The organism is Mycetocola sp. (assembly GCF_046716805.1).
In the GTDB taxonomy this organism is placed as follows: Bacteria; Actinomycetota; Actinomycetes; order Actinomycetales; family Microbacteriaceae; genus Mycetocola_A.
On record NZ_JBKJWH010000018.1, the window covers coordinates 1 to 20,789 of the forward strand.

The following is a 20,789-nucleotide window of genomic DNA, read 5'->3' on the forward strand; positions in this document are numbered from 1 at the left end:
GTGCAGCGGCGTCCTGCTCGGGGCCGAAGCCGAGGCGTGCCTGCCAGGTTCCTGTCGTCCCGCTTCCCGATGTCGCCAGGATGTGCCGCGTGCAGAGGATGTCGCCTGCCTCGTTCACGATGTCGACCGTGAGCACCGCCTCGAACGTGTTCGCCGTGCCTTCGGCTTCCACCGGTGCAGCGACGCGAGCGCCGACCACGCCTTCTCGATTCCGCCGGCTCCACGCTACGCGCGGCGGGCCGAGCGTGGGCGGTACTGGTGATACCCCTTCCGACCAGCACGCTGGAGCAGGTGCCACCAGCACGATCAGTCCGCCGGTGCGTTCGACAGAGCTTCCGGAAACGGGCGAGTCGGTCTCACCGAGGACCTCCTGCGATCGGGCGGGCGCCGACTATCGTGCCTGACTGTGACAGTAGTACCCGCGAAAGCAACACGAGTTCCTCTCGCGCCGTCCGGGTGGGCGGCCGGTTACAACTTGGTTTCGTGCGCGAGGTGGCTCCCTTCCGGTGGGTTAGTCTCGGTGTACCGTCAGCGTTGACGTTGCGAGATTAAGGAACAGACCCATGCGCAGAAAATCCCTTGTTGCACCCCTGGCACTGGCGGCAGCAGCCGCCCTCGTGCTCACCGGGTGTGTGAACAACGAAGAAGCCCCCGCCACTGGCGGAGGAGGAGGCGCCGGTGTCTCCGTCGACGAGGCAAGCGTTGCACTGCTTCCCGACGACATCAAGGAAGAGGGAAAGCTTGTCATCGGCACGGACGCCAACTATGCGCCAAACGAGTTCAAAGACCCAGACGGCAAAGTGATCGGCTGGGAGATCGACCTGATCGACGCGATGGCCGCCAAGCTCGGGCTTGAGACCGAGTACAAGGCGTCGCAGTTCGATAACATCATCCCGTCGATCGTCGGCAACAAGCTTGACTTCGGGCTCTCCTCGTTCACGGATACCGTGGAGCGTGAAGAGCAGGTGGACTTCATCAATTACTACACGGCCGGCGTGCAGTGGGCGTCGCGCGCGGGTGAAGAAGTCGACCCGAACAACGCCTGTGGGTTGAAGGTCGCCGTCCAGGCCACCACTTTCCAGGACACCGAAGAGGTACCGGCCAAGTCCGACGCCTGCGTGGCGGCTGGCAAGGAGCCGATCGAGAAGCTGCAGTTCGAAGCTCAGGATGCCGCCGCGAACGCGGTCGTCCTCGGTCAGGCCGATGCGTTCAGCGCGGACTCCCCGGTGACGCTTTACGCCATCGCCCAGACCGACGGCAAGCTGCAGGCGGCCGGTGAAACCTTCGACGAGGCGCCGTATGGGCTCCCGATCGCGAAGGACAGCGAGCTGACCGAGGCCATCGTTTCCGCGCTCGAATCGCTGATCGCGGATGGCACCTATGAGGAGATCCTCGCCGAGTGGGGTGTCGCAGACGGCGGCGTCGACGAAATCACGATCAACGCAGCCTCGAAGGGCTAAGCATGCCAGCGGACATGCAGAACCCGCCGGCGCAGCGGGAAACCGCCGCGCTGGCGGGGTCTGACCCCATCAAAGCCATCAAACTGCGTCACCCGTGGCGCATGGTGGTCGCCGTCGTCCTGATAGCCGCACTCGCGCTGTTCGTCTGGGACGCCGCACTCCGGCCGGCCTACGACTGGCCCGAATATGCGAAGTACATCTTCGACCGGCGTATCGCCGCTGCGGCGTGGGTGACCATCCAGCTCACCGTTTACTCGATGATCATCGCCATACTCCTCGGGCTGCTGCTCGCTGTGATGCGGCTCTCGCCGAACCCCGTGGTGAAGAGCGTCGCCTGGCTCTACCTGTGGATCTTCCGCGGAACGCCGGTCTACGTCCAGCTCGTCTTCTGGGGCCTCATCTCGGTGATCTACAACACCATCGACATCGGCGTGCCCGGACTACAGCCTCTGGCGTCGTGGGAGACGAGCGAACTGCTCAACACCTTCACCATCGCCGTCATCGGCCTGGCCCTGAACGAAGCCGCCTACATGGCTGAAATCGTGCGTGCCGGCATCCTCTCGGTCGACAAAGGCCAGGAAGAAGCGGCGACCGCCCTCGGCATGAGCTGGCCGCAGACCATGCGGCGCATCATCGTTCCGCAGTCGATGCGCATCATCATCCCGCCAACCGGCAACGAAGTCATCTCGATGCTCAAGACCACCTCGCTCGTGGTCGCCGTGCCGTTCAGCCTCGACCTCTACACCCGCTCCCGCGACATCTCGGCAGTGAACTTCAACGTCGTCCCCATGCTGCTCGTTGCGTCGAGCTGGTACCTGCTGTTCACCTCGATCCTCATGGTGGGCCAGTACTTCCTCGAGAAACGGTTCTCACGGGGTATCGGTGCGATGCGTCTCGACAAGAGCGCCCCGATCGACGAATCGGCCGGTGTCGGTGCGAACACCGGAGCGGTCCCAACGAGAGCGCAGACATCCAGCGAAGAGGGAGGCAGGACATGACCGAGTCCCCGATGGTACGCGCGGAGATCGTTTGCAAGAACTTCGGCAGCAACCAGGTGCTCAAGGGCATCACCCTCGAAGTCGCCCGCGGCGAGGTGATGTGCCTCGTCGGGCCCAGCGGGTCCGGTAAGTCAACGTTCCTGCGCTGCATCAACCACCTCGAACGGGTGGACGCCGGCCGTTTGTTCGTCGACGAGCAGCTCGTCGGATACGAGCAGCGCGGCGACAAACTGTACGAACTCAAACCGAAGGTGGCCGCCCGCCAGCGGCGCGACATCGGCATGGTCTTCCAGCGGTTCAACCTGTTCCCTCACATGACGGCCCTCGAGAACATCATCGAGGCCCCGCTCCAGGTCCGCGGCCTGAGCAAGGCAGCGGCCGTGTCGAAGGGGAAGGAACTCCTCGAGCGGGTCGGGCTGTCCGAGCACATGGGCCACTATCCCGCTCACCTGTCCGGTGGGCAGCAGCAGCGGGTCGCGATCGCCCGGGCCCTCGCCATGGAACCGAAGCTCATGCTCTTCGACGAGCCGACGAGCGCGCTTGACCCAGAGCTCGTGGGCGAGGTGCTCGACGTGATGAAGGAACTCGCGAGCACGGGCATGACGATGATCGTCGTCACTCACGAGATGGGTTTCGCCCGTGAGGTCGCCGACTCGCTCGTCTTCATGGACGGCGGCGTTGTCGTCGAATCGGGAGACCCGCGCGAGGTCCTGTCCAACCCGCAGCACCAGCGCACGCAGTCGTTCCTGTCGAAGGTGCTCTAGCCAGCGAGCACCTTTCGGATCCGCTGGAGTGAGACGGTCTCGGCAGCCCCGATGTTCTGCGCGAACAGGCTGAGCCGGAGTTCCTCGAGCATCCAGCGCGCCTTGACGAGGTGCGGGGGAGCGAACGGGTCGAGGGGGATGCTGCCGCCCGCGGCCTCGAACAGCGCCGCTGCGGCCTGAATCTCGTTCATCCAGACCCGGTCGCGGCTCGGGTTGTCCGGCAGTTTCTCGGCGCGGTGGGCGATCCCGGCGAGATACCTCGGCACGGATGCCAGTCGTGCGGTACCCGTGGCGGAAACGAAGCCCGGAAAAACGAGGCCGCCGAGCTGGGCCGTGGCGTCGGTCAGGGCGGGGAGCAGCGACAGGCTCGTCGCCCGCTTCAGGGCCTTCTCCGCTGTTCGCCCCGCGGTGAGCACCTTCGCGACAAGTGACACCGTGTCGAACATCGTGTTCATCATCGCGCCGGAGACGCGGTCGCGAACCGTTTCGAATTCGAGTCTCATGAAGAGGCATCCGTCTGCCGACACGCGGAAGAGGACATCGTCGATGCACGCGATCAGGCAGTCGTCGAAGAGAGCCTGCGTCGAGGGATACGGGCTTGTGGCGAGCACGAGTTTTTCAGCGGACGTGAGGTGCTGCTGCACGTAGGTCACCGGCGACGGAACGGCCAGGAGCAGCAGCCGGCGCACGCCGCCGGGCATCGCCCGTCGCTGGTCGGCTTCGGTGGCCATGATCCGGATCGACACCGAGGTCCGCTCGTCGACGAGTGCCGGGTAGCCCCGGATGGTGTTGCCTGCGTGGCGGGTGTCGACGTACCGCGGCAGTTCGTCGAAGTCCCACCGGGTAATGCCGGAGCGTTCGAGCGCGTTGGGTGTCGCCTCGGCGACCTTCGCCACACTTTCGCGGGTGCGGGAGGCGAGGCGGTGTTGCAGGTCGACGAGGTCCTTGCTCGCGGCAACCGGGCGACCCTTCTCGTCGACGACGCGGAAGGTCACCCGCAGGTGGCCGGGGATCCGGGAGAGGTCGAAGTCGGAGGCCTCGATCGGCATGTACGAGAGCCGCTTGATCGCGATCGCGAGAGAGGCGGCGAGGGTGTCGTTGTTCGTGACCTGCGGTGCCGGCTGTGGCGGAGCATCCGGCAGCTCGGCCATCAGCCGTCGTGCCCAGTCCGCTGCAGGCACAACGTTACGGCGGATCGCTTTCGGCAGTGACTTGATCATCGCGGTGACGAGGTCCTGGCGCAGTCCGGGCACCTGCCAGTCGAAACCGGCCGGTGACAGCCGGGGGAGCAGCGGCAACGGCACCTGGACGGTGACACCGTCGTCCTCCGCGCCCGGCTCGAACCGGTACCGCAGGCTGAGCCTCTGGTCGCCTTGTCGCCACACCGGCGGGAACTGAGCTTCGTCGACCTCGGGTGCGTCGTCGGGCAGGAGATCTTCCTGGCGCATGGTCAGCAGGTCGGGAGTGGATTTGCGTGCCTCGCGCCACCACCCTTCGAAGCTTCTGGTGGAGAACACGTCTGCGGGGATCCGGGAATTGTAGAAGTCGAAGACGGCTTCGTCGTCGAAGAGGATGTCGCGACGTCGCGTGCGCTCCTCAAGCTCGGCGAGCTCCTTGCGGAGTTTGCGGTTCGCGCGATCGAACGCTTGTGGCGAGTCCCATTCGCCTTCGACGAGGGCGTGCCGGATGAACAACTCGCGGCTGAGCTCGGGGTCGATCCGGGCGTACTGGACGCGACGGCGAGGGATGATGGCGAGGCCATAGAGCATGACCTTCTCCCACGCGACGACGGCTCCCTGCTGTTTCTCCCAGTGCGGCTCGGAGAAGCTGCGCTTGAGAAGGTCCCCGGCGATCTGCTCCGCCCAGGCCGGGTCGATCGCCGCGTTGGTCCGTGCGAACAGGCGTGAGGTCTCGACCAGTTCAGCGGCCATGAGCGCGTTGGGCTGTTTCTTCGCGAGGGCAGACCCGGGGAAGATGACGAACCGGGTCTGCCGCGCCCCGATGTAGTCGCCCTTCTTCGGCGGACCGGGGCGAGAAGCCTGCTTGCCGCGTGCAGTGTTCGCGGCGGCCGCCGCGGCATCCTTCAATACGAGGTGCGAGAGCAACCCGGCGAGCAGCGACTTGTGGATGCCGTCCGGGTTGATCGCACGGTCGCTGAGTGTGAGCCCGAGCGGTTTCGACAACTGCCGGAGCTGGCGGACGACGTCCTGCCATTCGCGCACCCGCAGGTAGTTGAGATACTCGGTCTTGCACAGCCGCCGGAATGCGCTCGAACCGAGTTCCTTCTGTTTGTCCTCGAGGTAGTTCCACAGGTTGAGCAGCGAAAGAAAATCGCTCGTCGGGTCAATGAATCTCGCGTGCTGTTCATCGGCCTGCGCGCGACGCTCGAGTGGACGCTCCCGCGGATCCTGGATGGTGAGCGCCGCGACGATGGCCATCACCTCGCGGGACACGCCGTGGCGTTTCGACTCGACGACCATCCGCGCGAACCGAGGGTCGATCGGGAGGCGGGACAGGTCGCGACCGACCTTCGTGAGGGCCGGCGTGACGCCCTCGGCGGTGCTGATCGCCCCGAGCTCACGGAGCAGATCCAACCCGTCCTTGATGCCGCGGGAGTCCGGCGGCTGGAGGAACGGAAACGCCTGGATGTCACCGAGTCCGAGCGACACCATCTGCAGGATCACCGCGGCGAGGTTGGTGCGGAGGATCTCCGGTTCGGTGTACTCCGGGCGGGCGGTGAAGTCCTGCTCCGAGTAGAGGCGGATGGCGATGCCGTCGCTCGTGCGGCCGGATCGGCCTGAGCGCTGATTCGCGGATGCCTGCGAAATGGCCTCGATCGGGAGCCGCTGGATCTTCGACCGGACGCTGTAGCGGGAGATCCTCGCGGTTCCGGCGTCGATGACGTACTTGATCCCCGGCACGGTGAGGCTCGTCTCGGCGACGTTCGTGGCCAGGACGATGCGGCGGCGCACACCCGCCACTGCGCTCGGCTGGAACACCCGGTGCTGCTCGGCTGATGTCAGGCGCCCGTAGAGCGGCAGCACTTCGGTGACGCCTGCACCGCCGGTCGCGTACCGGGCGCGAAGAGCGTCGGCGGTGTCGCGGATCTCGGTCTCGCCGCTGAGGAAGACGAGGACGTCGCCCATTGATTCCGCCGCGAGTTCGTCGAGGGCGGCGGTGATGCCGTCGATCGGGTCCAGATCTGGTTGCGTTTCGGATGCCTCGTCAGGGTCGTCGTCGGCCGGAGCATCGGCGACGAGCGGCCGGTACCGCACCTCGACGGGGAACGTCCGCCCGGACACTTCGACGATGGGTGCATCGTCGAAGTGACGGGAGAAGCTCTGCGGGTCGATGGTCGCGGAGGTGATGATGACCTTGAGGTCAGGCCGCTTCGGCAGTAGCTGCTTGAGGTAGCCGAGCAGGAAGTCGATGTTGAGGCTGCGTTCGTGGGCCTCGTCGATGATGATCGTGTCGTAGGCCCGCAGCATCCGGTCGCGGTGGATGGCGTTGAGAAGGATCCCGTCGGTCATCAGCTTGACCCTGGTGTCTGTGCTCGCCTGGTCGGTGAATCGGACCTGGTAGCCGACGAGGCCGCCTAGTTCGGTGCCCAGTTCCTCTGCGATGCGCTCGGCGATGGTTCGGGCGGCGAGGCGGCGGGGCTGGGTGTGCCCGATCGACTCGCGACCGAGCTCGAGGCAGATCTTCGGCAGCTGGGTTGTCTTGCCCGAGCCGGTGGCACCGGCCACGATGACGACCTGGTTATCGCGGATGACGTCGGCGATCTCGTCCCGCATCTGGCTGACGGGCAGCTCGGGGGGATAGGAGATCGTAAAAGACATAGCCCTCCATCGTACTTCCGTCGCGAGTTGCATGGTTTGCAGGGGTGAACGGGTTCTGCAACCACCGCAAAGTCGTGAATTCGCGGACGTGCGTCCCCGCCGATTGCGCTGACGGCGAAGCGCCGCCCGTGAAGTTGGTGCCACCTTCCTGGGATGGTTAGCTGGATGCATGACGACATCCTGGAGCGGCCCGGTACTTCCCCTCAACTCAGGAGCGACGATCCCGCAGATGGGCTTCGGTGTGTTCAAGGTCGACCCGGCCGAAACCGAAGGGATCGTGTCGGATGCCCTGGAACTCGGCTACCGTCACATCGACACGGCGGCCATCTACGGCAACGAAGAGGGAGTCGGCCGCGCGATAGCGGCCAGCGGCATCCCCCGCGAAGATCTGTTCATCACCACCAAGCTTTGGAACTCGGACCAGGGCACGAGCTCCGCGCACAATGCGATCGACTCGAGCCTCGAAAAGCTCGGACTCGATTTCGTCGACCTGTACCTGATCCATTGGCCCACCCCTCGGCGTGACCTGTACCGGGAAAGCTGGAAGGCCCTCCAGCAGATTCAGTCCGATGGCAAGGCCACGTCGATCGGGGTGTCGAACTTTCTCGTGGGGCACCTCGAAACGCTCCTTGCCGACGGCGGAACGGTTCCCGCTGTGAACCAGATCGAACTGCACCCGGCGCTCCAGCAGCGTGAGGTCGTCGAGTTCTCCCGCAGCCACGGCATCCAGATCGAGGCGTGGGGTCCGCTTGGTCAGGGCAAATATCCCCTTCTCGCTGAGCCGAGCGTCGCCGGAGCAGCGGTAGCCCATGGCAAGACGCCCGCGCAGGTCGTTCTGCGCTGGCACCTGCAGAACGGCAACATCGTCTTCCCCAAGTCGAACAGTCGGGCGCGCATCGCCGAGAACCTCGACATCTTCGACTTCGAGTTGACGGATGCCGAAATCGCCGCGATCTCCGCCCTCGAGCGCGATGGCCGCGTCGGCTCGCACCCCAACGACGTCAATTGACCCCCGAGCCGAGGATCTTCTCTCATGGCATTGCCCGACAGTTTCGACTCCAGCACCGACACCTTCGCCGCCGACTGGGCAAGCTGGCATGAGGCACGGGAGCGAGGCACCGGTTCGCCGCTCGGCCTGGCCTCCCTCGTCGCCACACACTGGCTCGCCGGCGCACCGTCGGAGTACGAGGGTGTGCCAGGAACCTGGCAGGCGGCACCTGAGGGGATCGTCGGCACCGGCGACGAGCTCGAAGGACTGACGCTCCTCCAGGGCGGCCGGCCGATCGGAGCGATCTCGGGAACGACGGTCACGCTGACAGCAGGGCAGGACGTCGAGTGGGGCGAGAAACGGCTCCGCTACTTCGAACGGGACGGAGCGCTGGCACTCCGGTTGCTGGATCCGGACGCACCGACGCGAGCGGTGCTGCACGGGATCGACGCGTTCGCTCCCACTGAAGAGTTCGTCCTCGCCGGCCGGTTCCGCCCGGCGGAACCTGAGACGAGCGTCGAGTTCACCACGATCGACGGCCACCGTTCAGAAGACGCGCCCGCCGGGTTCGTCGACCTCGACCTGCCGGACGGGCCCGCGTCGTTGACGGTGACGCTCGAGCGCGGACGCCTGCACGCGGTGTTCGCCGACGGAACGAGCGGCGCCGAGAGCTACCGGTTCCGCTTCCTCGACCTGGCGCTGCCTGCCGACGACGGCACCGTGGTCGCGGATTTCAACCGGGCCTACCTGCCGCCGTGCGCGTTCAGTGACTTCTATGTGTGCCCCCTGCCGCCGGCGGGCAACCGACTCGGCTTCCCGATCCGCGCCGGCGAGCGGAACGTCCTCCTGGCGGACTGAGCCGCGTTACGTCGTGTTTCGCCTCGTTGGCGGCCACCGTCGCGACGGGCGTAGCGTCGCAGCATGGTCGAGAACAGAGCAAACCGCCCTCTCCGGGTCGTCGCGGTCAGCGGCAGCCTCCACGCACCATCAAAGACGAGTGCGCTCGTGTCGGCCATCCTCGACGAGATCGCCGAACACCAGGAGATCTCGCGTCACATCATCGAGCTGAGCGACATCGGGCCGGAGTTCGCTGGTGCTCTCACCCGCGAGCAGGTTGCCGCGTCGGTCGAGGAGGAGCTGCGTCGCATCGAGGACGCCGATCTCCTCGTCGTCGCCAGCCCGGTCTACCGAGGGTCGTTCACCGGGCTGTTCAAACACCTCTTCGACTTCGTCGGTCAGTACGCCCTGATCGACAAGCCGGTGCTGCTCGCGGCAACCGGAGGCGGCGAACGTCACGCCCTCATGCTCGAGCACCAGTTCCGTCCGCTGTTCGGCTTCTTCCAGGCACTCACCCTGCCGATCGGCGTCTACGCCTCGAACACCGACTTCACCGAATACACGCTGACCTCCGACGCGGTGAAGTCCCGGGTCCAACTGGCCGTCCTCCGTGGCCTGCCGTTCGTGCACAACCGGGACCGCGAAAGCGACGAGATCTCCGCGTATGTGGGGGCTTGGTAGCCGCCACGAGCCAAACCTAGGCTGGAGGCATGGTCAACCGCCTCGCCACCGCGCTCAGCCCCTACCTCCGTGCGCACGCCGACAACCCTGTCGACTGGCGTGAATGGGGGCCGGATGCGTTCGACGAGGCATCCGCCCGCGACGTGCCGGTCTTCGTGTCGATCGGCTACTCAACCTGCCATTGGTGTCATGTGATGGCGCGGGAGTCGTTCAGCGATCCGGTCATCGCCGAAATCCTCAACGACAACTTCGTGAGCATCAAGGTGGACCGGGAGGAACACCCAGGCGTCGACGCCAGCTACATGGCCCAGGCCGCGGCGTTCACCCGTCAGCTCGGCTGGCCGTTGAGCGTGTTCGCGACGACGCAGGGCGTGGCATTCCACGCGGGCACGTACTTCCCACCCACGCCGATTTCAGGCTATCCGTCGTTCCGCCAGCTGCTCGAGGCGGTGTTGGACGCCTGGGAGAACCGGCGCACCGAGGTCCTCCGGAACGCAGCAGCGATCGCGAGCGCAATCGCTGCTGCCCCCGCTCCGTCGGGTGGAGCCCTCCCTGACGAAATTGCCATCGACGCCGCCGTCGACGGTCTGGCTGCCGTCGAAGACCTCCAGTACGGCGGATTCGGCAGCGCTCCCAAGTTCCCCGTCGCACCGGTCCTCGGCTTCCTCCTCGAATCGGGGTCTGGTGCGGGGCTCGGTGCCCGCACCCTCGAACGGATGGCCGGGTCGCCGCTCCGCGACCCGGTGGAGGGCGGATTCTTCCGATACGCCACGAAGCGCGATTGGAGCGACCCGCACTTCGAACGGATGCTGTACGACAACGCCCTCCTGCTGGACGCGTTCACGCTCGCCTGGGCGGATGACGACAGCCGGGCGTGGGCCGGCACGGCCGCGTCCGGCATCGCCGACTTCCTCCTCGGCACCCTGCAGCTCCCCTCAGGCGGATTCGCGAGCGCGCAGGACTCCGAGTCGGTCATTGACGGGACGCGGTCAGAGGGCGGCTATTACGCCCGCGACGCCGACGGCCGGGCGGAGCTCGAGCCGCCAGCACTCGACGAGAAGGTCCTGGCCGGTTGGAACGGCCTCGCCATCGCCGCACTCGCCCGCGCCGCCGTCGTCTTCGACCGCGACGACTGGCTGGAGTCCGCCCGGTGGGCGGCAGATTACCTGTTGGAGAACCACCGCGGGGCTGACGGCCGGCTGATCCGGGCGTCGGTGGCCGAGCGCCGCTCAGGCGCACCGGCAACACTCGAGGACTACGGGATGCTCGCCGGCGGGCTCCTCGCGCTCGCTGCGGCGACAGGCGAACCGGCGTACGCGACCGCCGCGCGCTCGCTCGTCGATGACGCCCTCGCCGCCGGCGAAGCGGCGGGCACCGTGTTCGCGGAGCCCGGCGGAGGCGACCCCGTCCTCGTCGCCTCAGGGATCACGCTGGCCGGCGACCCGTCCGAGGGCGCGTATCCCTCCGGGCTCAGCGCGAGCGCCGACGCGGCGTGGCGGCTGTACCTGCTCACGGGGGAGAACCGCTACCGGGACGCCGCCGTCGCCATCCTCGGCGCCGTCGCCGAACTCGCGCTCGCCAACCCGCTGTCGTTCGGCACCTCGCTCACCGTGCTGCACAGGCTGGTGCGCACCCCGGTTCAGCTTGTCGTCGTCAGCCCGGACGCCGCCGGGCGAACCGCGGGCCTTCCGCAGAGCATCCGCGCCCGGCGCACGGATGTCACCGCGCTGGTCAGCGAGCAGCAGGCTCGCGAGTTCGCGGCAGCCGGATTCGAGCTGTTCGCCGCCCGAACGCCGAGAAACGGCGCACGGGCCGCCTACCTGTGTGAGGACTTCACCTGCCGTATGCCCACCCCGGTGTGACGCTCAGCCCCATCGACGGCAGGCCGGGTCACCGTCGTGGGTGCGGAGGTCGCCTGCCGGCCGCGACGACGTGTTCGAGCTCAGCCTGATCCTCCCAGAGTTCCGGCTGTGGCCTGGCGACGATCGCACCAGACGCCGGCTCGACGCGCCCGGTGTCGATGTCGCGGCCCTCGGTGAGCCAAGCGGCGAGGCCGCCGTCCAGCACGGCGATCGAGGCGAAACCGTAACCGCGGAACAGCCACCACAGGCGTGCCGCCCACGTTCCATCCCCGCTGTCGTATGCCACGACGGTGCTCGACTCCCGAATTCCGACGGATGCCGCCGCACGCTCGAACGCCGCAGCATCCGGCCGCATGACCGGGAACCGACCATCAGCGTCGCTGAACACCGTGAGCAGGTCGGCGAAGACGGCTCCGGGGAGGTGCCCGTCGAGCAGGTATCGTTCGTGACCGGATATGAACCTGTGCCCTCTCGCCGAGCGCGCAACGATCACCGTGGCGTCGAGGACGACAAGATCGTCAGAGCCCAGGGAATCGGCCAGCCACTGCGTCGTGACCGTTGGGCCGCTGAGAACGGGAGGCATGAGTCAACGGTAAGGGAGCCGTACCGATCTGTCCCGCACCGAGGTCACCGGGGGTCACGTGCGTTCACACGATGTCGCGCACCGACCTGGTCAGCACTCGATCACGTTGACCGCGAGGCCGCCTTCGCTCGTTTCCTTGTACTTCGTCGACATGTCCACGCCGGTCTGGCGCATCGTCTCGATCACCTGGTCGAGCGAGACCAGGTGTGTCCCGTCTCCGTGCAGTGAGAGCCGCGCGGCGCTGACCGCTGTCGTCGACGCAATGGCGTTGCGTTCGATGCATGGCACCTGCACCAAGCCTCCGACGGGGTCACAGGTGAGGCCGAGGTGGTGTTCCATCGCGATTTCAGCCGCATTCTCCACCTGGCCGGGGGTGCCGCCGAGCACCGCGCAGAGCGCTCCTGCGGCCATGGCACACGCCGAACCGACTTCGGCCTGGCAGCCGCCCTCCGCGCCCGAGATCGACGCGTTGGCTTTGAACAGCGAGCCGATTGCAGTGGCGGTCAGCAGGTACCGGCGGATGCCGTCGGCCGACGCTCCGGGGACGAAACGCAGGTAGTACGACGCCACTGCGGGGATGATCCCGGCGGCGCCATTGGTCGGTGCGGTAACCACGCGCCCGCCCGCCGCGTTCTCCTCGTTCACGGCGAGGGCGAACGAATGCAGCCATTCGCTTGTCAGTTCACGACCGCTCTCGGCTTCGGCGGTCTCCAGGTGTTCACGGACCGCCGCCGCTCGGCGCTTGACGTTCAGCCCCCCAGGCAGGATTCCGCCGCCGGCGAGCCCGTTTCGAACGGACTGGTCCATCGCCGCCCAGATGGCGTCGAGGCCGGCGTCGACATCGGCGGGGGAGCGGACGGCTTCCTCGTTCCGCCTGGCGACCTCATCGATCCGCAGTCCGTGCTCGGCGCACAAGGCGAGGAGGGCGGCGGAGGTCGCGAACGGGAGAGGGTAGGCCGGTGCCGGTCGTGCCGCCAGGTCTTCGCCCTCCCGGCGGATGAACCCGCCGCCGACCGAGTAGTACGTTTCGCTCGCGAGCGGCTCGGCACCGCTTGACCACGCGGACAGTGTCAGGGCGTTGGGGTGTGAAGGCAGACGTGTGCGCGGTTCGAAGCTGACATCCGTTTTCTCGAAGGGGATGGTGTGGCTTCCGCCGAGAACGATGGAGCTGCCCGGGGCGAGTTCCGACCAGGCGCGGCGGACCTCGGCGGGGTCACACGTCTCCGGGCGGGCGCCGGCGAGACCGGCGACCACGGCGTCCGGTGTGCCGTGGCCGATGCCCGTCGACCCGAGCGAGCCGTAGAGGACGCAGGTGACCCGCTCGACCGCGCCCAGTCGACCGGAGGAGCCGAGCCGCGTCGCGAAGTCCAGGGCGGCGCGCATCGGACCGACCGTGTGTGAACTCGACGGCCCGATGCCGATCGAGAACAGGTCGAAAGCCGAAACGTACGCCGTCATGTTCTCTCCTCGCCGAACCGCCCGCATGGAGGTCCTCTGCCACTCTAGAACGCGGAGGCGAGGGGTGGGCGATGTCCTCCCGGAGTGCGCCTGCGGTGCAGGAAAACGGCGGAAACGCGGGTGCTACGCACCAAACCTGCGAGGTGTGGAACGACTCAGCGCAGGCCCTTGCGGGAGGTGATCTGCCCGGTGTCGAAGCCGAACAGGTTGAGCCCGCCGTTGAACCGGGCATGCTCGACCTTGATGCACCGGTCCATGACGACGGTCAGGCCGTTCTCCTCGCCGTAACGCGCTGCTTCCTCATTCCAGATGCCGAGCTGCACCCACACGGTCTTCGCGCCGCTGGCGAGGACGTCGTCGATCACCGACGGGATGTCGCTCGCCTTGCGGAACACATCCACGATGTCGGGCACCTCCGGCAGCGACGCGAGGTCGGGGTAGGCCTTCTGGCCGAGGATCTCGTCGGCGTTCGGGTTCACGAAATACACGCGGAAGTCGGTGGACTGGAGCAGGTACGTGCCGACGAAGTAGCTGGAGCGTGCCGGGTTCGGCGACGCCCCCACGATCGCCACGGACGTCGCGTTGCGAAGGATGCCCAGTCGTGCTTTCGCGTCAGGGCCGACCCAGGTGCGCTGCGTTCTCAGCAGTTTGGCGAGCGGCGAATCGGACGGGAGCGAGCAGGTGAGCCCGTTCTGCAGTTGGGTGGTCACGAGTTCTGACATGGCTTAAGCCTCCACTGCCTGGGCGAGTGCCTGATCGAGGTCGTAGATGATGTCGTCGACGTCTTCGATGCCGACGCTGAGGCGCACGACACCGGGAAGCACACCCGCGTCGAGCAGTTGCTGCTCGGTCAGCTGGGCGTGCGTGGTCGACGCCGGGTGGATGATGAGCGTTTTCGTGTCGCCGATGTTGGCGACGTGGCTCGCGAGGTTGACCGATTCGATGAGCTTCTGGCCGACAGCGCGACCGCCCTTGACGACGAAACTGAAGACACTGCCTGCACCCTTCGGCAGGTACTTCCTGGCGCGTTCGTGATGTGGGTGCGAGTCGAGCCCCGCCCAGTACACCGCTTCGATGCGCGGGTCGGCCTCGAGCCAGGCGGCGACTCTGCTGGCGTTGTCGACGTGCGCCTGCATCCGGTAGGAGAGGGTTTCGACGCCCTGAGCCAGTGTGGCCGCCGCTGTCGCCGAGAGCGCGGGACCGATGTCTCTCAGCTGTTCAGCCCGCAGCCGGGTAAGGAATGCGTACTCGCCGAAGTTGCCCGACCATTCCAGGCCGCCGTAGCTCGGAACCTGCTGGCCGAAGAGTGGGAAGGTGTCGGTGTGCCAGTCGAACCGGCCGCTCTCGACCACCACGCCGCCGAGCGTCGTGCCGTGCCCGCCGAGGAACTTGGTCGCCGAGTGGGTGACGATGTCGGCGCCCCACTCGATCGGGCGGTTGAGGTAAGGAGTTGCAATCGTCGAGTCGATGACGAGCGGGATGCCATGGGCGTGCGCGACGTCCGCGAGCGCTTCGATGTCGGCGATCTCGCCCGACGGGTTCGCGATGGTCTCGGCGAAGATCAGCTTCGTCTTGGGGGTGATAGCAGCGGCGTAGTCCTCGGCGTCCGCCGACTGCACGAAGGTCGTCTCCACTCCGAAGCGGCGCAGCGTCACGTCCAGCTGGGTGATCGAACCGCCGTACAGGTTCGCGGATGCCACGATGTGGTCGCCGCTTCCGACGAGGCTCGCGAAGGTGATGTACTGCGCCGACAACCCGGATGCCGTCGCGACGGCTCCGAGGCCGCCCTCGAGGCTCGCGACGCGCTCTTCGAAACTGGCCACCGTCGGGTTCGCCAACCGGGAGTAGATGTTTCCGTATTTCTGCAGCGCGAAACGCGCCGCGGCATCCGACGTGTCGTCGAACACGAACGCCGTCGACTGGTAAATCGGGAGCGCGCGGGCACCGGTCACCGAGTCAGGGATGTTGCCCGCATGAATTGCCCGGGTGCGGAAGCCGTATTCGCGATCTGCCATGGGATCGAGGTTACCGGCTTCGACGACGGCGGTCCGCCCGGGAACGTAACACTGTGAAGCACAGCTCAGCCGAACAGCGAGACGGCCGCGAAGGCCAGGCCGGCGATGAGCAGCCAGGCGAGCAGGCCGACGACGAGCGACCGCCACCCGGTGGAGCCCAGACGCCGGAGGTTGACGGCGGCACCGAGCGCGAAGAGGGCCATGGCGAGCAGGACGGTCTGGATGCCGTCCGCCGCCGTCAGGACCGGTTCCGGGAGCGGTATGACGGTGCGGACGAGCATCGCTCCGACGAACCCTGCGACGAAGAGGGGAACGATGGGGGGTCTGACCGCCCCGTCTGGCACATCCCGCCGGCGTTCGACGACGCCGGCGACGGCGACGATCGGTGCGAGCAGAAGCACCCGTGTCAGCTTCACCACGAGCGCGACCGCGAGCGCGCCGCCCCCTGCGAGCTGTGCCGTCGCGACGACCTGCCCGACATCGTGCACGCCGGCACCGACCCAGTGGCCGAACTCGAGATCGCTCAGGCCGAGCGGATGCCAGAGCACCGGCAGGACGAAGATCGCGAGAGTCCCGCACAGCGTGACCAGCGCGATCGGCGGACCCTGCTCCGAGTTCTTCGCCCGAACGACTCCGGCCATCGCCCCGATGGCGCTCGCGCCGCAGATCGCGAAGCCGGTGGCGATCAGGAGCGGTTCATGGCCGGGGAGCCGGAACAGCCGGCCAAGTGCCCAGGTGCCGCCGAAACTGAGCAGAACGACGGCGACGGTACTGAGGAAGACGCCCCAGCCGAGGCCGACGACGTCGACGAGGCTGAGTTTCAGCCCGAGCAGGACGATTCCGATGCGCATCAGCCGTCTCGCGGAAAAGGCGATCCCAGCGGCGAACAGCCCGTCCAGGTGCCGGCGGACGGCGGGGACCAGGCCGCAGGCGATGCCGAGCGTGACACAGAGGGTGAGCAGGGGGACGGCGGGGAGCAGCAGGTGCAGGGCGCCGGCAACGATCACAGCGCCGCCGGCGAGGAGGATCCCCGGGGTCCGGGAGCGCCAGATCGACGACGCGGCCGGAGCCGCGGTCACACCCATGTCGGCAACCAGGAGTGCAGCATCCAGAACCAGTACGGCACCGTCGTCGCGGACCAGAGCGGATACCAGAACGCAGTGAGCGCAGCGGCCGCGACGACGAAGACGACAATCAGCCCGATCCCGCGTCTTCGTCGCCAGCGTTCGTCGTTCGCTGAGCCGAGCAACACGCGGAGGGCGAAGACGAGGCCGAGCAGAAGGTACGGCAGGAACACGATCGTGTAGAACTGGAACACCGTCCGCTCGGTGTAGAGCAACCACGGGAGGTAACCGGCGACGGTCCCCATGAGGATCAGCCCCACCTTCCATTCCCGGTACCTGGCCAGGCGATAGACGAGGTAGAACAGTGCCGCGGCAGCGGCCCACCAGATCAGCGGGTTCGCGATCGATGTGATCGCCTGGGAGCACGGTTCGGCGATGCACCCCTCTGTGCCTGCGCCAGGTGACGCGTACCACATGCTCGTCGGCCGGGTCATGGCCAGCCAGCTCACCGGCTCGGCGGAGTACGGATGCGGCGCTTTCAGCCCCACATGGAAGTCGTAGATCGACTGCTGGTAATGGAGAAAGCTTTGCCATGTCGACGGCACCCAGGCGAACGCCCCCGTCCACGCGTTCGACGCCTGGTCGGCCCAGTGCCGGTAGTAACTGTTGTCGCTGACGAACCAGTTCGTCCAGCTCGCCAGGTACACGGCGAGGGCAGGGGGCACGAACACGAGGAAGGTCGCGGGCCCCTGCTTGAGCACCGCGGCGCTGGTCCAGAGCGGCACGCCCAGCCGGCGCCTGGCGAGGGCGTCGACGACGACGAGGTACAGGCCGAACGCCGCGAGGAAGTACAGTCCGCTCCATTTCACGCTGGACGCCAGCCCGAAGCAAAGCCCGGCCGCGAGCACCCACGGCCGCCACCAGAGCACAGGCCCCCACGATGGATCGTCGCCTGCCGCACGGGCGTCCCTCAAACGCTCGCCGAGGACGCGTTGGTGCCGTTCCCGATCGAGGAGGACACAACCGAAGCCGAGAAGCGCGAACAGCATCACCGAGTTGTCGAGCACCGCCACCCGCGACATCACGATGGCGTGGCCGTCGATGGCGAGGAGGAATCCGGCGAGCACCGCCAGGAGTGTTGACGCGAACAGCTTGCGCGCGATCAGCATCAGCACGGCGACAGCGAGGGTTCCGACGATCGCCGTCGAGATCCGCCAGCCGAAACTGTCTCCGGCGCCGAACACGGCCATCCCCAGGGCGATCAGCCATTTGCCGAGCGGCGGATGAACGACATACGACGGGTCGTCGAGGAAGCCTGAGGTCTCTCCGCGGTTGAACGCCTCATCAGAATTCTCGGGCCACGCCGATTCGTACCCGTTCGACAGCAGCGTCCAGGCATCCTTCACGTAGAACGTCTCATCGAAGACGAGAGCGTGCGGGTGGCCGAGATTCCAGATGCGGAGGATGCCGGCGAGCAGGGCGACGACGAGCGGTGCCCCCCAGTACCAGGCGAGGCGTCGACGCGGCGTCGACAACATCCGTGCGCCGACCTCGTCCAGGCGGGACCCGCGCTCCACCTCGTCGTCGCCAGCGAACTCGGCCGCTGCGGCCGGGCCGCCGGTCACGGCTGGATTCCCAGGCGGGGCGATCGACTCGCGATTCGGGGTGGACACCCTGCCATGCTAACCATCACGACGCGGCCGTCAGGCGGCACAGTGGGAGACTGGGACCATGATCATCCTCGCTGCAACCCCGATCGGAAACCTCGGGGACGCCTCGAAGCGCCTCGTCGACGCACTCAGCACGGCCGAGGTCGTCGCCGCCGAGGACACGAGGACGACCGTGAAGCTGCTCAAGGGGCTGGGCGTCTCGCACAAGCCCCGGCTGGTCAGCCTGCACGAGCACAATGAACGCGAGAGATCCGCCGAGCTGATCGAGTTCGCCCGGGACAGCGACCTGCTCGTGCTCAGCGACGCCGGCATGCCGACGGTCTCCGACCCCGGATACCACCTCGTCGTCGCCGCGGTCGAGGCCGGTGTCGGAGTCTCGGTCCTGCCCGGTCCGAGCGCCGTGATCACGGCGCTCGCCGTCTCCGGCCTGCCGACCGACCGGTTCAGCTTCGAGGGTTTTCTGCCGCGAAAGCATGGGGACCGGGTTCAGGCGTTCCGGCAGCTGGAGCACGAACGCCGCACCATGGTCTTCTTCGAATCCCCGAACCGCCTGGCCGCCTCGCTCGCGGACGCGGCATCCGTTCTCGGGGCGGACCGCAGGGTTGTCGTCTGCCGCGAACTGACGAAGATGTTCGAAGAGGTCAAGCGCGGCACAGCCGCCGAACTGGCCGAGTGGGCCGAGGCCGGCGTCCGCGGTGAGATCTGCATCGTGATCGCCGGTGCTGAGAAACGCGAGGTCAACCTGCACGACGGTGTCGTCCAGGTGCTCGAGCTCGTGACCGCTGGGGAACGGCTGAAGGAAGCAACAGCGCAAGTATCGGAGGCGACCGGGCTGAGCAAGCGGGAGCTGTACCAGGCGGCGCTCGCCGCCAGGAACTGACGCGAGCTGCCAACTGTGGGGTGGTCCCGGCCGGCACCACCGCAACCTCAGCAACTCGCGGCACGGCGTCATGCGCTGGAGCGCGGCCATAGGATTGTTCCCATGGCCAGCGGCAATTCGTTCTACATCACCACGCCCATCTTCTATGTGAATGATGCGCCCCACATCGGTCACGCCTACACGGAGGTGGCTGCGGACGTCCTCGCCCGCTGGCACCGTCAGGCCGGCGATGACACCTGGTCGCTGACCGGAACCGATGAGCACGGCGAGAAGATCCTCCGCACGGCCACCGCCAACGGCACCACGCCGAAGGAATGGGCGGACAAGCTTGTCACCGAGGCGTGGAAGCCGCTGCTGAAAACCATCAACATCAAGAACGACGACTTCATCCGCACCACGGACGAACGCCATGAGACGAACGTGCAACTGTTCCTGCAGCGACTGTTCGACGCGGGGTTCGTGTACTCAGGCGAGTACGAAGCGCTGTACTGCGTCGGCTGTGAAGAGTTCAAGCCGCAGTCCGAGATCGTCGACGGCACCGGGCCGTTCGAGGGGCAGAAGGTCTGCGCGATCCACTCCAAGCCGCTCGAACTGCTGCAGGAGAAGAACTATTTCTTCCGGATGAGCGATTTCACCGACCGGCTGCTCGCCCTGTACGAGGAACGCCCCCACTTCATCCAGCCCGAGTCCGCCCGCAACGAAGTGATCCAGTTCGTCAGGCAGGGACTCTCCGACCTGTCGATCTCCCGCTCGAGCTTCGACTGGGGAGTCAAGGTGCCGTGGGATGACTCCCACGTCGTCTACGTCTGGTTCGACGCCCTGCTGAACTACGTGACCGCTGTCGGGTACGGGCAGGACGAGGAGGAGTTCGCCCGCCGCTGGCCGGCAACCCACATCGTTGGGAAGGACATCCTCCGGTTCCACGCCGTCATCTGGCCGGCGATGCTCCTCGCCGCGGGCCTCGAGGTGCCGAAGCAGGTCTTCGGGCACGGCTGGCTGCTCGTCGGCGGCGAGAAGATGTCCAAGTCGAAGCTCACCGGTATCGCCCCGACCGAGATCACCGACACCTTCGGCTCGGATGCATTCCGGTACTACTTCATGCGCGCCATCGCGTTCGGGCAGGACGGCTCGTTCAGCTGGGAAGACCTGTCCGCCCGGTACCAGTCGGAACTCGCCAATGGTTTCGGCAACCTCGCGTCCCGCGTGATCGCCATGGTGACGCGCTACTTCGACGGTGTCGTTCCCGCAGAGGCGGAACGGACGGACGCGGAGCTCGTCATCCATGCCGTCGTGTCGACGGCATCCGACCTCGCTGACGCGTCGATTCGGAAATTGGCCATCCACGACGCCCTCTCCGCGATCTGGAGGATCGTTGACGAGCTGAACGGGTACATCACTTCGCAGGAGCCGTGGGCGTTGTCAAAGGATGACGCGAACCGCGAGCGCCTCGGCACTGTGCTGTACACGGCGCTCGACGGACTGCGCGCCCTCGCCGTGCTGCTGTCACCTGTCCTCCCCGACGCCACCGCCCGGCTCTGGACGGCGCTGGGCGTCACCGACGCGCTCGGCGCTCTGGAGGATCAGCCGCTCCGGGACGCAGGGAACTGGGGCCAGCTGCCTGCCGGCACGCAGGTCTCGGCACTGGAGGCGTTGTTCCCGCGCATCGAGAGCACCGTCAACTGACCGGCGG

17 protein-coding genes are annotated in these 20,789 nt (G+C 66.9%); 9 read left to right on the forward strand and 8 right to left on the reverse strand.

The window, feature by feature from the left end; genetic code table 11:
- Positions 1-199, reverse strand: a 199-nt coding sequence (locus ACLQ62_RS01375) for a Gmad2 immunoglobulin-like domain-containing protein (protein WP_411719864.1), incomplete at its 3' end; no start/stop codon positions are given.
- Between the two features lie 364 nt (positions 200-563).
- Between ACLQ62_RS01375 and ACLQ62_RS01380 the strand changes: the two genes are divergently transcribed.
- From ACLQ62_RS01380 to ACLQ62_RS01390, 3 genes are read left to right on the forward strand one after another with little or no spacing between them, the layout of a single operon-like run.
- Positions 564-1,460, forward strand: coding sequence for an ABC transporter substrate-binding protein (locus ACLQ62_RS01380; protein WP_411719865.1), 897 nt, complete (start codon positions 564-566; stop codon positions 1,458-1,460).
- Positions 1,461-1,462: 2 nt separating this feature from the next.
- On the forward strand, positions 1,463-2,458 hold the full coding sequence (locus ACLQ62_RS01385) for an amino acid ABC transporter permease (protein WP_411719866.1): 996 nt from the start codon (positions 1,463-1,465) through the stop codon (positions 2,456-2,458).
- An 11-nt stretch (positions 2,459-2,469) separates the two neighbouring features.
- Positions 2,470-3,222, forward strand: coding sequence for an amino acid ABC transporter ATP-binding protein (locus ACLQ62_RS01390; RefSeq protein WP_411719886.1), 753 nt, complete (start codon positions 2,470-2,472; stop codon positions 3,220-3,222).
- Here ACLQ62_RS01390 and hrpA read toward each other — a convergent pair.
- Positions 3,219-7,061 (reverse strand): ATP-dependent RNA helicase HrpA, encoded by a 3,843-nt coding sequence (gene hrpA / locus ACLQ62_RS01395; RefSeq protein WP_411719867.1) that lies wholly within the window; start codon positions 7,059-7,061, stop codon positions 3,219-3,221. The genes ACLQ62_RS01390 and hrpA overlap by 4 nt on opposite strands.
- Positions 7,062-7,230: 169 nt before the next feature.
- On the opposite strand from hrpA, the gene ACLQ62_RS01400 reads away from it, so the two are divergent.
- From ACLQ62_RS01400 to ACLQ62_RS01415, 4 genes are all read left to right on the forward strand, one after another.
- The gene (locus tag ACLQ62_RS01400; RefSeq protein ID WP_411719868.1) at positions 7,231-8,070 is read left to right on the forward strand and encodes an aldo/keto reductase; all 840 of its coding nucleotides are present in this window, start codon (positions 7,231-7,233) and stop codon (positions 8,068-8,070) included.
- Between the two features lie 24 nt (positions 8,071-8,094).
- Complete coding sequence (locus tag ACLQ62_RS01405) at positions 8,095-8,907, forward strand: DUF1684 domain-containing protein (protein WP_411719869.1); 813 nt, start codon at positions 8,095-8,097, stop codon at positions 8,905-8,907.
- Between the two features lie 63 nt (positions 8,908-8,970).
- Positions 8,971-9,567, forward strand: coding sequence for an FMN reductase (gene msuE, locus ACLQ62_RS01410; RefSeq protein WP_411719870.1), 597 nt, complete (start codon positions 8,971-8,973; stop codon positions 9,565-9,567).
- A 29-nt stretch (positions 9,568-9,596) separates the two neighbouring features.
- Positions 9,597-11,429 (forward strand): thioredoxin domain-containing protein, encoded by a 1,833-nt coding sequence (locus ACLQ62_RS01415; RefSeq protein WP_411719871.1) that lies wholly within the window; start codon positions 9,597-9,599, stop codon positions 11,427-11,429.
- A 28-nt stretch (positions 11,430-11,457) separates the two neighbouring features.
- Here the strand turns inward: ACLQ62_RS01415 and ACLQ62_RS01420 are convergent, their stop codons facing one another.
- The 6 genes from ACLQ62_RS01420 to ACLQ62_RS01445 form a co-directional block, all read right to left on the reverse strand.
- Positions 11,458-12,012 carry a sulfurtransferase gene (locus ACLQ62_RS01420; protein ID WP_411719872.1) on the reverse strand — a complete coding sequence of 185 codons (555 nt, stop codon included), beginning with the start codon at positions 12,010-12,012 and terminating at the stop codon, positions 11,458-11,460.
- 90 nt (positions 12,013-12,102) lie between these two features.
- Complete coding sequence (locus ACLQ62_RS01425; RefSeq protein WP_411719873.1) at positions 12,103-13,470, reverse strand: L-serine ammonia-lyase; 1,368 nt, start codon at positions 13,468-13,470, stop codon at positions 12,103-12,105.
- Between the two features lie 155 nt (positions 13,471-13,625).
- The gene (locus ACLQ62_RS01430) at positions 13,626-14,192 is read right to left on the reverse strand and encodes a CoA-binding protein (RefSeq protein ID WP_411719874.1); all 567 of its coding nucleotides are present in this window, start codon (positions 14,190-14,192) and stop codon (positions 13,626-13,628) included.
- A 3-nt stretch (positions 14,193-14,195) separates the two neighbouring features.
- Entirely contained in the window at positions 14,196-15,485 is a 1,290-nt protein-coding gene (locus tag ACLQ62_RS01435; protein ID WP_411719876.1) for an O-acetylhomoserine aminocarboxypropyltransferase/cysteine synthase family protein, read from the reverse strand.
- Between the two features lie 65 nt (positions 15,486-15,550).
- Entirely contained in the window at positions 15,551-16,570 is a 1,020-nt protein-coding gene (locus ACLQ62_RS01440; RefSeq protein ID WP_411719877.1) for a YeiH family protein, read from the reverse strand.
- Complete coding sequence (locus ACLQ62_RS01445) at positions 16,561-18,222, reverse strand: dolichyl-phosphate-mannose--protein mannosyltransferase (protein ID WP_411719878.1); 1,662 nt, start codon at positions 18,220-18,222, stop codon at positions 16,561-16,563. The genes ACLQ62_RS01440 and ACLQ62_RS01445 overlap by 10 nt, the downstream gene beginning before the upstream one ends.
- 58 nt (positions 18,223-18,280) lie before the next feature.
- Between ACLQ62_RS01445 and rsmI the strand changes: the two genes are divergently transcribed.
- Both rsmI and metG read left to right on the forward strand, forming a co-directional pair.
- On the forward strand, positions 18,281-19,099 hold the full coding sequence (rsmI, locus tag ACLQ62_RS01450) for a 16S rRNA (cytidine(1402)-2'-O)-methyltransferase (protein WP_411719879.1): 819 nt from the start codon (positions 18,281-18,283) through the stop codon (positions 19,097-19,099).
- 102 nt (positions 19,100-19,201) lie between these two features.
- The gene (metG, locus tag ACLQ62_RS01455) at positions 19,202-20,782 is read left to right on the forward strand and encodes a methionine--tRNA ligase (protein ID WP_411719880.1); all 1,581 of its coding nucleotides are present in this window, start codon (positions 19,202-19,204) and stop codon (positions 20,780-20,782) included.
- The last annotated feature ends 7 nt before the right edge of the window (positions 20,783-20,789 follow it).

What these genes read in the sequence shown, in the direction of transcription:
- ACLQ62_RS01380 (WP_411719865.1), top strand. Translation starts at nt 564, where the DNA reads ATGCGCAGAAAATCCCTTGTTGCACCCCTGGCACTGGCGGCAGCAGCC.
- ACLQ62_RS01385 (WP_411719866.1), top strand. Translation starts at nt 1,463, where the DNA reads ATGCCAGCGGACATGCAGAACCCGCCGGCGCAGCGGGAAACCGCCGCG.
- ACLQ62_RS01390 (WP_411719886.1), top strand. Translation starts at nt 2,470, where the DNA reads ATGGTACGCGCGGAGATCGTTTGCAAGAACTTCGGCAGCAACCAGGTG.
- hrpA (WP_411719867.1), bottom strand. Translation starts at nt 7,061, where the DNA reads ATGTCTTTTACGATCTCCTATCCCCCCGAGCTGCCCGTCAGCCAGATG.
- ACLQ62_RS01400 (WP_411719868.1), top strand. Translation starts at nt 7,231, where the DNA reads ATGACGACATCCTGGAGCGGCCCGGTACTTCCCCTCAACTCAGGAGCG.
- ACLQ62_RS01405 (WP_411719869.1), top strand. Translation starts at nt 8,095, where the DNA reads ATGGCATTGCCCGACAGTTTCGACTCCAGCACCGACACCTTCGCCGCC.
- msuE (WP_411719870.1), top strand. Translation starts at nt 8,971, where the DNA reads ATGGTCGAGAACAGAGCAAACCGCCCTCTCCGGGTCGTCGCGGTCAGC.
- ACLQ62_RS01415 (WP_411719871.1), top strand. Translation starts at nt 9,597, where the DNA reads ATGGTCAACCGCCTCGCCACCGCGCTCAGCCCCTACCTCCGTGCGCAC.
- ACLQ62_RS01420 (WP_411719872.1), bottom strand. Translation starts at nt 12,012, where the DNA reads ATGCCTCCCGTTCTCAGCGGCCCAACGGTCACGACGCAGTGGCTGGCC.
- ACLQ62_RS01425 (WP_411719873.1), bottom strand. Translation starts at nt 13,470, where the DNA reads ATGACGGCGTACGTTTCGGCTTTCGACCTGTTCTCGATCGGCATCGGG.
- ACLQ62_RS01430 (WP_411719874.1), bottom strand. Translation starts at nt 14,192, where the DNA reads ATGTCAGAACTCGTGACCACCCAACTGCAGAACGGGCTCACCTGCTCG.
- ACLQ62_RS01435 (WP_411719876.1), bottom strand. Translation starts at nt 15,485, where the DNA reads ATGGCAGATCGCGAATACGGCTTCCGCACCCGGGCAATTCATGCGGGC.
- ACLQ62_RS01440 (WP_411719877.1), bottom strand. Translation starts at nt 16,570, where the DNA reads ATGGGTGTGACCGCGGCTCCGGCCGCGTCGTCGATCTGGCGCTCCCGG.
- rsmI (WP_411719879.1), top strand. Translation starts at nt 18,281, where the DNA reads ATGATCATCCTCGCTGCAACCCCGATCGGAAACCTCGGGGACGCCTCG.
- metG (WP_411719880.1), top strand. Translation starts at nt 19,202, where the DNA reads ATGGCCAGCGGCAATTCGTTCTACATCACCACGCCCATCTTCTATGTG.